Annotated in this window: 9 protein-coding genes and 1 tRNA gene; 6 read left to right on the forward strand and 4 right to left on the reverse strand. The window is 63.4% G+C overall.

The window, feature by feature from the left end; all coding sequences use genetic code 11:
• Positions 1-95: 95 nt before the first annotated feature.
• The 4 genes from VNT00_RS04960 to VNT00_RS04975 all read left to right on the forward strand — a co-directional run bounded on the left by VNT00_RS04960 (position 96) and on the right by VNT00_RS04975 (position 4,816).
• On the forward strand, positions 96-1,307 hold the full coding sequence (locus VNT00_RS04960; protein ID WP_325585108.1) for an ABC transporter substrate-binding protein: 1,212 nt from the start codon (positions 96-98) through the stop codon (positions 1,305-1,307).
• A 65-nt stretch (positions 1,308-1,372) separates the two neighbouring features.
• Positions 1,373-3,307 carry an ABC transporter permease gene (locus VNT00_RS04965; RefSeq protein WP_325585110.1) on the forward strand — a complete coding sequence of 645 codons (1,935 nt, stop codon included), beginning with the start codon at positions 1,373-1,375 and terminating at the stop codon, positions 3,305-3,307.
• Positions 3,294-4,070 (forward strand): ABC transporter ATP-binding protein, encoded by a 777-nt coding sequence (locus VNT00_RS04970; RefSeq protein ID WP_325585112.1) that lies wholly within the window; start codon positions 3,294-3,296, stop codon positions 4,068-4,070. The genes VNT00_RS04965 and VNT00_RS04970 overlap by 14 nt, the downstream gene beginning before the upstream one ends.
• The gene (locus tag VNT00_RS04975; RefSeq protein WP_325585114.1) at positions 4,067-4,816 is read left to right on the forward strand and encodes an ABC transporter ATP-binding protein; all 750 of its coding nucleotides are present in this window, start codon (positions 4,067-4,069) and stop codon (positions 4,814-4,816) included. The genes VNT00_RS04970 and VNT00_RS04975 overlap by 4 nt, the downstream gene beginning before the upstream one ends.
• 774 nt (positions 4,817-5,590) lie before the next feature.
• On the opposite strand, the gene VNT00_RS04980 is transcribed toward VNT00_RS04975, so the two are convergent.
• Positions 5,591-8,527, reverse strand: a complete 2,937-nt coding sequence (locus VNT00_RS04980) for a c-type cytochrome (RefSeq protein ID WP_325585116.1) — start codon at positions 8,525-8,527, stop codon at positions 5,591-5,593.
• Positions 8,524-9,000: a (2Fe-2S)-binding protein gene (locus tag VNT00_RS04985; RefSeq protein WP_325585118.1), complete on the reverse strand. Its 477-nt coding sequence runs from the start codon at positions 8,998-9,000 to the stop codon at positions 8,524-8,526. Before VNT00_RS04985 ends, VNT00_RS04980 begins: the two co-directional genes overlap by 4 nt.
• A gap of 345 nt (positions 9,001-9,345) precedes the next feature.
• Between VNT00_RS04985 and VNT00_RS04990 the strand changes: the two genes are divergently transcribed.
• The gene (locus VNT00_RS04990; RefSeq protein ID WP_325585120.1) at positions 9,346-11,598 is read left to right on the forward strand and encodes a xanthine dehydrogenase family protein molybdopterin-binding subunit; all 2,253 of its coding nucleotides are present in this window, start codon (positions 9,346-9,348) and stop codon (positions 11,596-11,598) included.
• An 84-nt stretch (positions 11,599-11,682) separates the two neighbouring features.
• On the opposite strand, the gene VNT00_RS04995 is transcribed toward VNT00_RS04990, so the two are convergent.
• On the reverse strand, positions 11,683-12,987 hold the full coding sequence (locus tag VNT00_RS04995; RefSeq protein WP_325585122.1) for a phospholipase A: 1,305 nt from the start codon (positions 12,985-12,987) through the stop codon (positions 11,683-11,685).
• A gap of 211 nt (positions 12,988-13,198) precedes the next feature.
• Here VNT00_RS04995 and VNT00_RS05000 point away from each other — a divergent pair.
• Positions 13,199-13,272: transfer RNA gene (locus VNT00_RS05000), tRNA-Arg, on the forward strand.
• Positions 13,273-13,326: 54 nt separating this feature from the next.
• Here the strand turns inward: VNT00_RS05000 and VNT00_RS05005 are convergent.
• Positions 13,327-14,160, reverse strand: coding sequence for a DNA-binding transcriptional regulator (locus tag VNT00_RS05005; RefSeq protein ID WP_325585123.1), 834 nt, complete (start codon positions 14,158-14,160; stop codon positions 13,327-13,329).
• Positions 14,161-14,205: the final 45 nt, after the last annotated feature.

The following is a 14,205-nucleotide window of genomic DNA, read 5'->3' on the forward strand; positions in this document are numbered from 1 at the left end:
ACATGTGTACACTTCATTGGGCGTTTCACTTTTTGACATCGCGGCGTTGTCCCAGGCATATCGCCAACAGCGCGGCATCACGATAGGGAAAATACATGAAAGGCAAGAGTCTATATACATCGCTGCTTGGTGCGGCGCTGTTTGCAACGCTGTCCACAGCGGCTGTTGCGCAAGGTACGATCAAGATCGGAGAAGTAAACAGCTATAAAACGCAGCCTGCGTTTCTGGGCCCGTACAAAAACGGCATGGATCTGGCCATCGACGAAATCAACAAGGCCGGCGGCGTCAACGGCAAGAAGCTCGAGCTGATCACCCGCGACGACAACTCCAACACCGGCGATGCCGTCCGGGCGGTCGAAGAACTGGTCTCGCGCGAGAAGGTCGATGTGCTGACCGGCACCTTTCTGTCCAACGTAGGCCTGGCCGTCACCGACTACGCCAAGCATAAAAAGGTGTTCTTCCTGGCCAGCGAGCCCCTGACCGACAAAATCGTCTGGGCCGACGGCAATCACTATACTTTCCGCCTGCGCCCCTCCACCTACATGCAGGTGGCCATGCTCATTCCCGAAGCCGCCAAGCTCAAGAAAAAACGCTGGGCGCTGGTTTATCCCAACTATGAATACGGCCAGTCGGCCGCCGCCACTTTCAAGAAGCTCCTGAAAGCCGCCCAGCCCGACGTCGAGTTCGTTGCCGAACAGGCAACGCCGCTGGGCAAGGTCGACGCCGGCAACGTGGTGCAGGCGCTTTCCGATGCCAAGCCCGATGCCGTGTTCAACGTGCTGTTCGCCGCCGACCTGGCCAAGTTCGTGCGCGCCGGCACCGAGCGCAATTTCTTCAAGGGCCTCTCGGTGGTCAGCCTGCTTACGGGCGAGCCTGAATACCTGGATCCGCTGGGTTCCGAGACCCCCGAAGGCTGGATCGTCACGGGCTACCCCTGGTATGCCATCGACACGCCCGAGCACAAGGCCTTCCTGGCGGCTTACCAGGCCAAGTATCACGACTACCCGCGCCTGGGCACCATCGTCGGCTATAGCGCCATCAAGTCGCTGGCCGCCGGCATGAAGAAGGCCGGGTCGACCAAGACCGAAGCCATGATCAAGGCGTTCGAAGGCCTGAAGCTGGATACGCCCCTGGGCCCCATCGAGTTCCGCGCCATCGATCATCAATCGACCATGGGCGCCTACGTGGGCACGCTGGCCAAGAAGGATGGCAAGGGCATCATGACGAACTTCCGTTATATCGACGGAGCCGCCGTTCAGCCGACCGACGCTCAAGTCAAGGAATGGCGCCCCGCCAGCGCCAAGTAAAAGGCCAATTTGGAACCGGCGCGCCGCCTCGTGGCGGCGTGCTGTTCTTCTACAGGTGGTAAAAGATGGATTTGTCGGGATTGATCGTCCAGTTCCTGAACGGGCTGGCGGAAGCTTCTTCGCTGTTCTTGGTGGCGGCGGGGCTGTCTCTTATTTTTGGCGTGACGCGCATCGTCAACTTCGCCCACGGCTCGCTGTACATGCTGGGCATCTATGTCGCGTATACGGTGGTCCAGTCGATCGGGCATACCCCGCTGGGCTTCTGGTTCGCCATCATCGCCGCCGCGCTGCTGGTGGGCGCGCTGGGCGCGCTGATCGAAATCATACTGTTGCGGCGCATTTACCGTGCGCCGGAACTCTTCCAGCTGCTGGCCACGTTTGCGCTGGTGCTGGTCATCAATGACGCAACGTTGTGGATCTGGGGGCCGGAAGACCTGCTGGGCCCCGTTGCTCCGGGACTGAACGGCTCCATCCAGGTTCTGGGCCGTTATTTGCCCAAGTACGACATCGCCCTGATCGTCATCGGGCCGCTGGTGCTGGGTTTGCTGTGGGTGCTGCTTAGGCGCACCCGTTGGGGCACGCTGGTGCGCGCGGCGACCCAGGACCGTGAAATGCTGGGCGCCCTGGGCGTGAACCAGGCCTGGCTGTTCACGGGCGTATTTGCCCTGGGGTCTTTCTTGGCGGCCCTGGGCGGCGCGGCGCAGATTCCCCGTCTGCCGGCCAACCTCACGCTGGATCTCAGCGTGATCGGCGATGCGTTCGTGGTGGTGGTGGTCGGCGGAATGGGCTCCATTCCCGGCGCTTACATCGCGGCCCTGATCATCGCCGAACTCAAGGCCTTGTGCATTGCATTGGGCACCGTCGATATCTTCGGCATCAGTTTCGCGTTCCCCAAGCTGACCCTGGTCGTGGAGTTCATCTTCATGGCCATCGTGCTGGTGTTCCGCCCCTGGGGGCTGTTCGGCAAGGTCCAGGCGGCCAGCCGCAATTCCGCGCCCATCGAAGCGCCCCTGCGTCCATCCCGGCTGCCCTTCAAGGTGTTCATCGCGGTTGTCGTGGTGGCGCTGGCGCTTGTTCCCTCCCTGTCGAACTGGCTGCCCTATGGTTCGGTGCTCATGCTGGACATCATCGTCGCGGCCCTGTTTGCGCTTAGCCTGCACTTCATGATGGGGCCGGGCGGCATGCACTCGTTCGGCCATGCCGCGTATTTCGGCCTTGGCGCCTACGGCGCGGCGCTGCTGCTCAAGGCGGCCGCCTTTTCCATGGGCTGGTCCATCGCCCTGGCGCCGCTGATAGCCGGTGTCGGAGCCCTGGTGTTCGGCTGGTTCTGTGTGCGGCTTTCCGGCATCTACCTGGCCATGCTTACCCTGGCGTTCGGCCAGATCGTGTGGTCCGTCGTTTACCAATGGGATGAGTTCACCGGCGGCTCCAACGGCGTGGTGGGCGTCTGGCCGGCCTCATGGCTCGAGGGCGACGCCTATTACTATTTTTCGCTGGGCGTGGTGCTGATCTCGGCCATCGTCCTGCGCCGCATCCTGTTCTCGTCCTTCGGCTACGCCATGCGGGCCAGCCGCGACTCCACCCTGCGGGCCGACGCATTGGGCATCAACGTCAAGCGCGTGCAATGGGTGGGCTTCGTCATCGCCGGCATATTCGCCGGCCTGGCGGGTGCGTTGTTCGTGTTTTCCAAGGGCGGCGCCTCGCCCGAGATCATCTCGGTTTCCAAGTCGGTGGACGGCCTGGTCATGGTGCTGCTGGGCGGTGTCCAGACCCTGCTGGGGCCGGCCGTGGGCGCCGCGGTCTTCAAGGTGCTGCAAGACTATTTCATGGGCATCACCGAGTATTGGCATGCGCTGTTCGGCGGAGTCATTCTGTTGCTGGTGCTGGCCTTCCCGCAGGGCATAGCCGGCTACTTCAAGCAATTGTTCGAGACTTCGGGCGGGAATGTTGGGGCCGTTGGGCGCCGTATTGGCAAGAGAGGGCAGAATGAGCTTGCTTGAGGTTCGTGACTTAAAGAAAAAATTCGGCGGCAACCTGGCCGTCGACGGCATCAGCTTCGATCTGCAGGCGGGCGAACTGCTGGCCCTGATCGGGCCCAATGGCGCGGGCAAGACCACCACCTTCAATATGGTGGGCGGACAGTTGCGGCCCACCGGGGGATCCATCAAGCTCAATGGCGCCGAGCTCACCGGACGCGCGCCGCGCCAGATCGCCTACATGGGGGTGGGCCGCACCTTCCAGATCGCGGCCACCTTCGCCTCGCTGACCGTGGTCGAGAACGTTCAAATGGCCCTGCTGGCGCACAACCGCAAAATCTACTCGTTCTGGCGCACCGCCGCGTCGCAGTACAAGGACGAAGCCATGAACCTGCTCGACCAGGTCGGCATGGCGTCCCAGGCCGACCGGCCATGCAGCGAGCTGGCCTACGGCGACGTGAAACGCGTGGAGCTGGCCATGGGCCTGGCCAACGACCCCAAGCTGCTGCTCATGGACGAGCCCACCGCCGGCATGGCGCCCAAAGAGCGCAACGAGTTGATGGCGCTGACCAAGCAACTGGTGGTAAGCCGCAATATGGCGGTTCTGTTCACCGAGCACAGCATGGACGTGGTGTTCGCCTATGCCGACCGCATGATCGTGCTGGCGCGCGGCCGCCTTATCGCGGAAGGCGGCGCCGAAGACATACGCAATCACCCCAAGGTGCAGGAAGTCTATTTCGGCACAGGAAAAACATTCGAGAAAAAAGAGGCCGAGGCGGTTCAATGAGCACTACCCAGCATGATTCCAGCACACCGCTTCTGACGGTGTCCCGATTGAACGCCTGGTACGGCGCCGCGCACATCCTGTTCGACGTCGACCTCGAAGTGCGGCGCGGCGAAGTCGTGGCCCTCATGGGCCGCAACGGCGCGGGCAAATCCACGACGCTCAAGTCCATCATGGGCCTTATGGCCAAGTGGAAGGGCGACGTCAATTTCATGGGACAAAAAATCTCCGGCCGGCAGCCCTACGAAATCGCCCGTGCCGGCTTGGGCTTCGTGCCCGAAGACCGCCGCGTATTCGGCGATCTGACCGTCACCGAAAACCTGGAAGTCGGCCGCCAGCCCCCCCGGCACTGGCCCGACGGCACCCAGGCCCTGGTATGGACGCCCGAAGCCCTGTACCAGTTGTTTCCCAATCTCGGAGCCATGCAGGACCGCGGCGGCGCCTACATGAGCGGCGGCGAACAGCAAATGCTCACCGTCGCCCGCACACTTATGGGCAATCCCTTCCTCGTCCTGCTCGACGAGCCTTCCGAAGGCGTCGCGCCCGTCATCGTCGAACAAATGGCGCACATGATCCTGGAACTCAAGAAGCAGGGCGTAAGCATCCTCTTGTCCGAACAAAACGTGCATTTCGCCCAACTGGTCTCCGACCGCGTCTACGTGCTCGAAAAAGGCCAGATCCGCTATACAGGCTCCATGGACGAACTCGCCGCCAACGAAGAAGTCCGCCGCTCGTATCTGACTGTCTAGTTTCGAGCCTGTGCTGATTGAGTCCTTAACTCGGTGTTGGTTGAGTCCTTAATCCGATGCTGGTTGAGTCTTTAACCCGGTGCGGGAGGGCATTAGAGGTTTTGGCCTCAATCGCTGCGGCCCCGGCGTTGCCGGGGCTTCCCGTCCGGTCAAGCCAAATCGGGCGCTCGCAGAGAATAACCCCCCACGCTTCGCCACTGCGTGGCTTGCTGCCCCCAAGGGGGCGCCTTTTGCCTTGGGGCGGCCCGGCGGCAAAAGCTCACGCGAACGGGCAGCCCCCGGCTGCCCGTAAACGCCGCGCTCGAACAACTGCTCGCTTGCCTCCCGATTTGACTCGCCCGGCCGGCTTGCTCAAAATCGGCCAAAACCTCTAATGCCCTCCCACCCCTACATCCAGCAAGCCAAAGGCGAAGGCGGGCCCGCAGGGGCCCGCCGAAAGCCAGGCGAAGCGCCGCTTTCTTCCAACAGCAAAAAAACGGCAACGCAATGTATCGCGACGAGACATGCTGCTTAAACACAGGGTCTTTCACCGCACAACATCCGAACGCCATCCGACAATGCAGTGGCGCTGGGCCAGGTTCCGGGTTTTCCGACTTTCGGGGCTGAGCGAGCCGTAGGCGAAGGGAGCGCGAAGGCGCGGACGAGCAAGGCGATGCGGTGTTCGGCGCGCAGGCGCCGAACCTGCCACGAGGAGGAAAACCCGGAACCTGGCCCGGCGCTACGGATCAAGAACTATGGCGCCAGGGACAGTAGCCCCTAACTGCGGCGCCGCGGTTAATGCCCCGCATCTCGGATAGCCCGGATCTTCTCCCCCAATCCCCCCCAAGCCGCCTTATCCGGAGCAAACCGCAAGCGCAAATAGGAAATCAACGTCTCCAGCTGCTGATCGTTCATGCTTGCCCCAAACCCCGGCATATTTCCCAGACCGCTGACCGCCGGATCGTCAATACCATGCAGCAGCACCTGAATCACATTGTCCGGCGAATCGCTGTGCAGATTGCTGTTCAACGCCAGAGAAGGACGGCTTCCAAAAAGAGGAGGCCCCCCTCGCGCATCGTGGCAGACCGCGCATGCCCCCTCGAACAGATTCTCGCCGGGATGCGTCATCGCCAGCGGATTGTTGCGGCTGGCGTCTTCCAGCCGCGCCGCCCGCATCGCCGGGCTCTCCGCCGCCTGAGCCGGCGGATTCAGCGAACTCAGATAATGCGCGATCGCGCGCACGTCCGAGTCGGGCAGCTCGCTCATGCTGTGGATGACCGGCCCCATCGGACCCGCCGCAACCCCGTGCAGCGACGAATAGCCATTGCGCAGATAGTCGTACAGCGAGTCCTCCGTCCAGCCGATGGGAGCCTTGGACAATGCATTCAGCGCCGGCGCCTCCCAGCCGTCGGCGAATCCGCCGCCCAGGAAGTTTTCCGCGCCGCCTTTCTCGGCTCCCAGCGCATTGCGCGGCGAATGGCAGGCCGCGCAGTGCCCCGCGCCCTGCACCAGATAGGCGCCCCGGTTCCAAAGCATGCTTTGGTCGGCCACCGGTTTGTAGGCTTGTTGTTCACGATGGAACAGCAGATTCCAGCCCGCCAGCATGGGCCGCAGGCTGAACGGAAACGCCAGCCTGGTTTTAGGCGGGGCGTATTCCACCGGCTCTTGCGTCATGAGATAGGCGTACAGAGCCTGCATGTCCGTGTCGGAGATCCTGGCGAAGGCCGTGTAGGGAAAAGCCGGGTAAAGCAGATGGCCGTCCTGGTGTATGCCCTGGCGCATGGCCCGCTCGAACGCGGCATACGACCATGTGCCGATGCCGGTTTTCTTGTCGGGCGTGATGTTGGTGGTGTAGACCGTGCCGAAAGGCGTTTCCAAAGGGCGGCCCCCCACATTGGGCCGGCCGTTTTCGGCCGTGTGGCAAACCATGCAGTCGCCCGCCGCTGCCACGAGTTTTCCGCGATTGATGGCGGCCTGCGAATAAATCGACGTATCGACATTGGCCAGCGGCGCCATGGCCGAGCGCCACGGCATGGCGCTCACGACCAGCCCGGCAACGGTTGCCGCCACGCCGCCCAATAGCGCATAAGCCAGTTTCTTGTAAGAGCTGGTGGTTCTTGCCAGACGGGTCCGGAGCGTTTCCGTATCGAAGGGCGGTTGCCTGAAGCGCACTCCCGTCGCGCTGTAGATGGCATTGGCAATGGCGGCGGCGGCCGGCAGCTCCGCGTGGCGGCTCCAGCCAAGTTCTGTGTTCAGCTCGCCGCCTTGCCCTTGGGCAACGAGTTCGACCTTGGGCTGGACAAGCGCGTAGCCTGGGTTTGCCGCCGGCTCGTCCGCAGTTCCCCATGTGTCGAACCCCTGCGAGCCCCGCAGCAGCCGGCTGGCCGTATCGCGCACGCGGTCTTCCAGCCGCTCGGCCGAGCCGGGGTCTTCCCGCAGCGCCTCGGTATTGTGGCCCACCGTGAGGCGGGTCACATCGACGGCGCCGGTGGCCCGGTCGACCGAGACCTCGGCCACCCAGGCGGACCAAGTCTGGCGTGGCGGTTCCTGGTCGTTGTCCACGATATGCGCGTAGGCAAAGCCTTTGCCGGCCAGTACGCCGTCCTGCGGCTTAGGCGCGTTACGCCAGTCGGCCCTGTCGGCCACGGCCTGTATCAAGTCCCGTCCCGTCGGGTCGCGCATCGAATCCAGGCGCGCCTGGACGGCATCCCGATTTTGGGCGTGTGACAGCTCGTCGAAAAACGATTCGCAGGCAAAAATTCGCGCCGCTGATTGGCCGGCGTCCGGCGTCGCGCTGATCGGGGCGTTTGCCGGTGAGGTGACTTGCGTGGCGCCGGCGGCATAGTAGCTGGTTGCCACGGTAATTCCGGTCGGCTGGGAGTCGTATTCATAGCCGCACAGCAGGGCGGCGATAGAGGGCCGGCGCGTGGCGTAGCGGTTGGCGGTCGTGACGTAGCGGCCCTCGGGACTCAGGGGGGCTTCGCTGGACGGCAAGGAATCGGCTGCCGGCGTTGCCGATTGCGCCGCAACGCGGATTTCCAGCTCGAGGGGCTGTGCACTGCCTATTGCCGCATCTTCGGCCTGGATCCTGACCGGACGCGCGCACCAGCGGGTCAGCAGCGCGGCGTCGACGGCGGCGTCGTAGCCGTCGACGCTCGCCTGGCCGTTGGAAATGACGAGAACGGCTTCCGCATCGAGGTCGCACAGCGCGGCGATTTCCTCGCCGAGCTGCCCCGGTTGCCCGCAGGCGGTCCAGACTGTCAGCTTGCCATCCGTGTAATGAGCAATGGCCCAAGCTCGCGCCGCATCATGTTGAGCCGGCCAGGCGTACCGGCGGCTGAAAGTGGCGCTATCCGGGGCGTTGCCCGGCGCCGCCGCGTCCGGCGGTTCGCTGTGCGCAATGCGTTTCGGTGCGGCTGCCGGTTCGCTTGCCGCGGGCGCGGCTTCAACCCAATGGGCTTGTATCTGGTTTCTGGCGTGCACGGCCTGGCTGGCTTGCGATGCGATGACGCCGATGAAATTGCCGATCACCACGATGTCGGCCACGCCGGGCACTTGCCGCGCCGATGCCGCATCCAGGTTGTCGAGTCCGGCGCCTGTATAGCGCCGGCCGTCCCAGAGCAGGGCCGGCGGGCGTAGCACGGCCCCGTGCAAAAGCATGGATGCGGGGGGCGGGGAAAGATCGCGGGAGCCGATGGCGGAAAGAGATGTCGGATGATCCGGCGCTGTCATCGGTTGCGCTCCACGGCCAGCAGCGCCGCCTCCGTGATTTCCATATGGGTGCCGCAGCGGCAGAGATTGTATTTGAGCTCCTGGCGGATCTGCTGCTCGGTCGGATTGGGATTGCGATTGAGCAGGGCCTGAATGGTCATGATCATGCCGTTCAGGCAATAGCCGCATTGCGCGCCCTGCTTGTCGATGAAGGCCTGCTGGACCAGGCCGGGCAGCTCGGGCGAACCCAGGCCTTCGAGCGTCGTGACGTCGTGGCCGGCCACGCTTTTCACCGGCACGACACAGGACCGCGCGGCCACGCCGTCCACCAGCACCGTACAGGCGCCGCATTCGCCCAGGCCGCAGCCGAACTTGGGGCCGTTCAGTTCCAGGTCGTTGCGCAGTACATAAAGCAACGGAGTGTCGGGCTCGACATCGATTTGGTGGGCCGCCTGGTTGACGTTCAGGGTAAAGGTCTGGGTCTTGCCGCTCATGATCAGTGGATTCGGTTCTTGCGTTCCGGCTGCGGCACAAAGGGGGCGCTGCCGGAAAGAGGGATTATTTGGAGTGTATGCGCTTTAGTTTTAAGGGTAAATAAATTCCCCCGGTATTTGCCGCAATTGTTGACGAATCTAGGGTTATTACTGATTTCTTTGGCGGATGGAGAGCGGGCGCCTTGCGGGGAAGGCCGCAAGCGGCGAAATTGCTGCATTGTGCCTTTATGCAGGCGGCCTTTTGGTGTATGGTTGGCGTTGTGATGTACACGTTATATAAGCTTGCGGCATGGTGGTTTTCGCGGCAACGATGGCATCGCGCGCTCTAACCGCAAGGTGCTAAAAATGCTTTATACCCAGCCTAAATCCGAATTCCAAAAGTTGTTCGGGCAGCCCGGCGCCTTGCTGGTGGTGCGCGCGCCAGCCCAGCCCCCCAGGCCGGCGGCCGGCCAGCCCGGCATTGCCTCCGATTACCTGCAGGCGCACTCCGACATCTTCATCGCCTTGCTGGCAAGCGGCGAAGTGCTGGCCTTCAATGGCCACGTCGACCTTGGAACCGGCGTGCGCACGTCCCTGGCCCAAATCGTCGCCGAAGAGCTCAACCTGGAATTCCGCCGCGTGCGCATGGTGCTGGGTCACACCGAGGCCACGCCCAACCAGGGCCCCACCATCGCCAGCGCCACCATACAAATCTCGTCCGTGCCCTTGCGCAATGCGGCGGCCCAGGCGCGCGAATTCTTCCTGCGCCAGGCGGCCGGGCTGTTCGGGGTCGAGGCCTCGTCGCTGGCCATTGCCGATGGCGTCATCCAGGCCCGCGACGGGCGACATGCTTCGTATTGGTCCTTGCTGGGCGACCAGCACATCCAGCTGGAATACAGCACCGAGGTGCCGCTGAAACCCGCTCATGCCTATACGATTATCGGCAAATCCGTCAAGCGGGTCGATCTCCCTCTCAAGGCAACGGGCCAGCTCGTTTACGTGCACGATATGCGCGTGCCCGGCATGTGGCACGGGCGGGTGGTGCGTCCACCCTATACGGGGCGCGACAGCGGCGCCTTTGTCGGCCATAGCCTGGTGTCCATCGACGAATCCTCCGTGGCGCACATTGCCGACGACATCCGCGTGGTGGCCATCGGCGACTTCGTGGGCGTGGTGGCCAGGCGTGAAGAGCACGCCATCAAGGCGGCTCGCGCCCTCAAGGTCGTCTGGCGCAAGCCCGACAGCCTGGCGCCATTGGGCGACCTCGATCAGGCCTTGCGCGCCGAACCCTATAAAGAGCGGGTGCTGGTCGAACAGACCAACGCCAGCGGGCAGGCCAAGGCCGGCGTGGTGCTCAAGCGCAGCTATGTCTGGCCCTACCAGATGCATGCCTCCATCGGCCCCTCGTGCTCGGTCGCCGATTTCACCGAAGAGCACGTCAGGGTGTGGTCGGGCAGCCAAAACCCGCATATGCTGCGGGTCGAGCTCAGCCGCCTGCTGAAGCTCGACGAAGGCCGCATCGAGATCATCCGCATGGAAGCCGCGGGCTGCTACGGGCGCAATTGCGCCGACGACGCCTGCGCCGATGCCGCCCTGCTTTCCCGGGCGGTGGGGCATCCGGTGCGCGTGCAGCTCACGCGCGAGCAGGAACACGGCTGGGAACCCAAGGGGGCGGCTCAACTGGTCGACATCACAGGCGCCACCGACACCCAGGGCAATCTGCTGTCGTACGACTTCGTCACGCGCTATCCCTCCAACGACGCGCCTACCCTGGCCTTGCTGCTTACCGGCACGCTCAGCGCCGAACCGCGCATGCTCGAAATGGGCGACCGCACTTCGGTGCCGCCCTACGATTACCCCAATATGCGTGTTGCCTGCCGCGATATGGCCGCCATCGTGCGCTCGGCCTGGCTGCGCGGCGTCTCGGCCATGCCGAATTCCTTCGCGCATGATTCCTTCATCGACGAACTGGCCGCCGAAACCGGCAGCGATCCGGTCGAGTTCCGGCTGCGGCATCTCAAGGACGAGCGGGCCCACGCCCTGCTGCGGGAAACCGCGCAAAGGGCGCACTGGACGGGCGCGCACGGTTCGCGCGGCAGCGTCGACGAAAACGGCCTGCTGCATGGGCGCGGCGTATCGTATGCGCGCTATGTCCACAGCCGCTTTCCGGGCTTCGGGGCGGCCTGGTCGGTGTGGGTCGTCGATATATCGGTTCATGCCGCCACAGGCCGCATTACCGTCAAGCGGGTCACCGTGGGGCAGGACACCGGCATGATGGTCAACCCCGATGGCGTGCGGCACCAATTGCACGGCAATATCATCCAGTCGCTCAGCCGGGTGCTCAAAGAGCGCGTGGCGTTCGATGCCACAGGCGTCGTCGACCTGGAGTGGGGCGCTTATCCCATCTTGTCGTTCACCGACGTACCCGTTGTCGACGTCTACCTGGCCGAGCGCCAGGACCAGCCCCCCATGGGGGCGGGCGAGTCTTCCTCGGTTCCCAGCGCGGCAGCCGTCGCCAATGCCTTGTTCGATGCGACCGGCGTGCGTTTCCGGGAAGTCCCCTTTACGCCCGAACGCATCGTGCAGGGCATGCAAAGCACGGAAACCGCCGCGGCGTAAGTTCAGGCCTTCCGTTCCAAGCCTTCCGTCGCGCCGTCATGCATGCGTCCTGGCCGGCGGCAAGCGCTCAAGACATGCGCGCGTTCAAGGCACGAACGACAGGCCAAGGCGTACCTGGGGGCCGCTCTTCTGGTTGTAGCCCAGCAGGGTCTCGCCGTAACCGCGGAAATACTGCAGGTGCAAATAGCCGTTCATATGAAGGAAGGTGTGCTGCAGCGGCCAGGCCGCCTCCAGTTGTGTGGCCGAATGGCCTTGCTTGCCTTGCCGGTATAGTCCCGCAAGCACCAGGCCGTTGTCCTGTTCCCAGCGCAGCTTCCAGTCCACATAGCCGGCATAGTCGGCGTAGTCCGGGTTTTCGTTTTTGGAAAAATAGCCTTTGATGCGGGGTGTGAAGCTCAGCGTGCTGCCGTTGCCGAAACGATAGTTCAGCTCGGGCTGGATGAAGCCGTCGTTGAGCGAGCGGGAATCGGCGCCGCCCTTGCCGTTGGATTTGTGCTCGACCCCGGTGCTCAGCCCCGCGTACCAGTTGTTGTCCGGCGATTGCCACAGCTTGTCGTTATGCCAGAACAGGCTGGGGTTGTAGGTGGTGTCGATAAAGGGCTTGGACTTGCCCTCCAGATCCCATAAGGCGGTTTGCGTGTAGCCCACATACAGGTAGTCCAGGAAGCCGGGCTTGCGGGCATCGCGGGGTGTCGAAAGCCGGTACTTGAAGCTGATCTGGAAGCGCGCGTTGGTGCCGCCTTTTGTGCCGACGTCGAAATAGATGGGCTCGAAAGGCGAGATGGCCGTGCGGAACGTGTCGAAGGCCGATGACGGAGCCGCTTGCGTCCCGCTTGCCGGCGGCGGCCCCTGGTCGACGGAGGCGCCCGCCGCCACGACGACCCTGTCCGGCAGTGGGGGGTCGGCCTGCCCGGGTGCCCCCGCTCCAGCGTCGATGACCGGCCCTTTGGCCGGCGTGCCTGCGACGCGGCTGGTCTCGAGCGGGCTGGTGTCCAGGGCAAGCAGTGTCCGCTCGCCTTCGATATTGATGGCTTGCAGTCCCTTGAGCGTCTTGGGAACGACGGCGCGCCAGGAAAAGGCGGCGAAGTTGTTGACGGGCAGGCGGACCGGTGCGGGCGATGTGTCCAGATAGGCCAGCGAGCGCACGGCCCGGCCGTTTTCGGATCGCCATTGCAGCACCAGGGTTTTGGGAGGCACCCATGAAAGCGCATTGGCCGTGTCGTTGAACAGCATGCCCTTGATGTGCACGGTGTCGCCGCTGGTGGCGTGCACGCTGTCCAGTTGATAGGTAATGCCAGCCTGCGCGCCGGAGCCCCACCAGAGGCCGAAGATCAGTAGCGATGCGCACAGCGTGCGTGCGACGGGTTTCGTGGGCAATGAAATGGGCATGGACCTTGCGCTTTGTGCTGAATGACCTGGTTCAAGACTTTAGCATTATGCTCCGCGCACAGTGCGGCACAATGTAAAGGAACGTTAGCAGTTGCCGACGGGATTGCCGGTGCCGTCGTGTACAATCCGGCTCCGCTTCGCACAGGGCTTCCCTGGCCCTGCGGCACAGGCCACTGGCGTTGCATACTATAATTAGCCGGTTTATTTCAGGCCGCCCTTAGCTCAGTTGGATAGAGCACTCGCCTTCTAAGCGAGCGGTCACACGTTCGATTCGTGTAGGGCGGACACCTTCCCAATGTCTTTTACATGCTTGCCGGGGATTCGCTTCCTGGCCGGGGGTCAAGTTGGCCGCGCGCCGTCCGAGGCATGAAAATCCTCCAGCCCGGCGGAGATTTTTTCGGCGGCGGCGCGCAGTTGCGGCGCGAATCGCTCTATGGCTTCGTCAAGCCGTACCGCGCGTGTCAGGTATATGACATTGAGGCAGCCCAGGGCTCGCTCATCGTGCATTATCGGCACCGCAATGGCGCCTATCTTTCCTTTCTCCTCGCCGTGGTTCCATTCGCCCGTATTGGTGCCCACGCCGTCCTTGCGTACCCGCCGCAGCAAATTTCGGATGAACACCGGGTCCGATGCCAGGCGCGCCTGTTCATCGCTGCCGGCCCGCAGCATTTGCAGGATCTCCTGGCGTTCCTCTTCCGCGCAGTTGGCAAAATAGGCTTGCCCGGCCGCGGTCAGCAGCATGGGCAGGCGCCTGCCCACCATGGAGCGGTGGAATGAAAGCGGGCTGAAGCGGTGTGTGGTTTCCCTGACTTGCAGGTAGTCGCCGTTGGGCGTGCTCAGGTCGGACGGCCACACGACCTTATGCAGCAGTTCGCCCATGATGGGGCTGGCTATGGTCGATATCCACTCGGAATCTGTGAATCCTTCGCTCAGCTCGCGTACTTTCAAGGCAAGACGAAAGCTGTCGTCCGACTCGCTGCGCCGCACAAAGCCGGTGTCGGCCAATGTTTCAAGCAGACGGCGCACGGTCGTGCGGTGCAGGCCCGTCATGTCGCTGAGTTCACCGCTGGTGGCCCGGCCCTTGGGGCAGGTGTTCAGGGCCCGCAATACTTCCAGCCCGCGCGACAGGCTTCTGACGGTTTTGTATTCCGAGCTGGATTTGGCTGGCGACATGATTTTCGTGGCGGGTGCGATATTGCCATGATAAGCGTCTTGTGC

Origin of the sequence: Eoetvoesiella sp. (assembly GCF_035555955.1) — a bacterium.
Taxonomy (GTDB): domain Bacteria; phylum Pseudomonadota; class Gammaproteobacteria; order Burkholderiales; family Burkholderiaceae_B; genus Eoetvoesia.

Coding starts and splice junctions, on each gene's coding strand:
- VNT00_RS04960 (WP_325585108.1), top strand. CDS start 96: ATGAAAGGCAAGAGTCTATATACATCGCTGCTTGGTGCGGCGCTGTTT.
- VNT00_RS04965 (WP_325585110.1), top strand. CDS start 1,373: ATGGATTTGTCGGGATTGATCGTCCAGTTCCTGAACGGGCTGGCGGAA.
- VNT00_RS04970 (WP_325585112.1), top strand. CDS start 3,294: ATGAGCTTGCTTGAGGTTCGTGACTTAAAGAAAAAATTCGGCGGCAAC.
- VNT00_RS04975 (WP_325585114.1), top strand. CDS start 4,067: ATGAGCACTACCCAGCATGATTCCAGCACACCGCTTCTGACGGTGTCC.
- VNT00_RS04980 (WP_325585116.1), bottom strand. CDS start 8,527: ATGACAGCGCCGGATCATCCGACATCTCTTTCCGCCATCGGCTCCCGC.
- VNT00_RS04985 (WP_325585118.1), bottom strand. CDS start 9,000: ATGAGCGGCAAGACCCAGACCTTTACCCTGAACGTCAACCAGGCGGCC.
- VNT00_RS04990 (WP_325585120.1), top strand. CDS start 9,346: ATGCTTTATACCCAGCCTAAATCCGAATTCCAAAAGTTGTTCGGGCAG.
- VNT00_RS04995 (WP_325585122.1), bottom strand. CDS start 12,987: ATGCCCATTTCATTGCCCACGAAACCCGTCGCACGCACGCTGTGCGCA.
- VNT00_RS05005 (WP_325585123.1), bottom strand. CDS start 14,160: ATGTCGCCAGCCAAATCCAGCTCGGAATACAAAACCGTCAGAAGCCTG.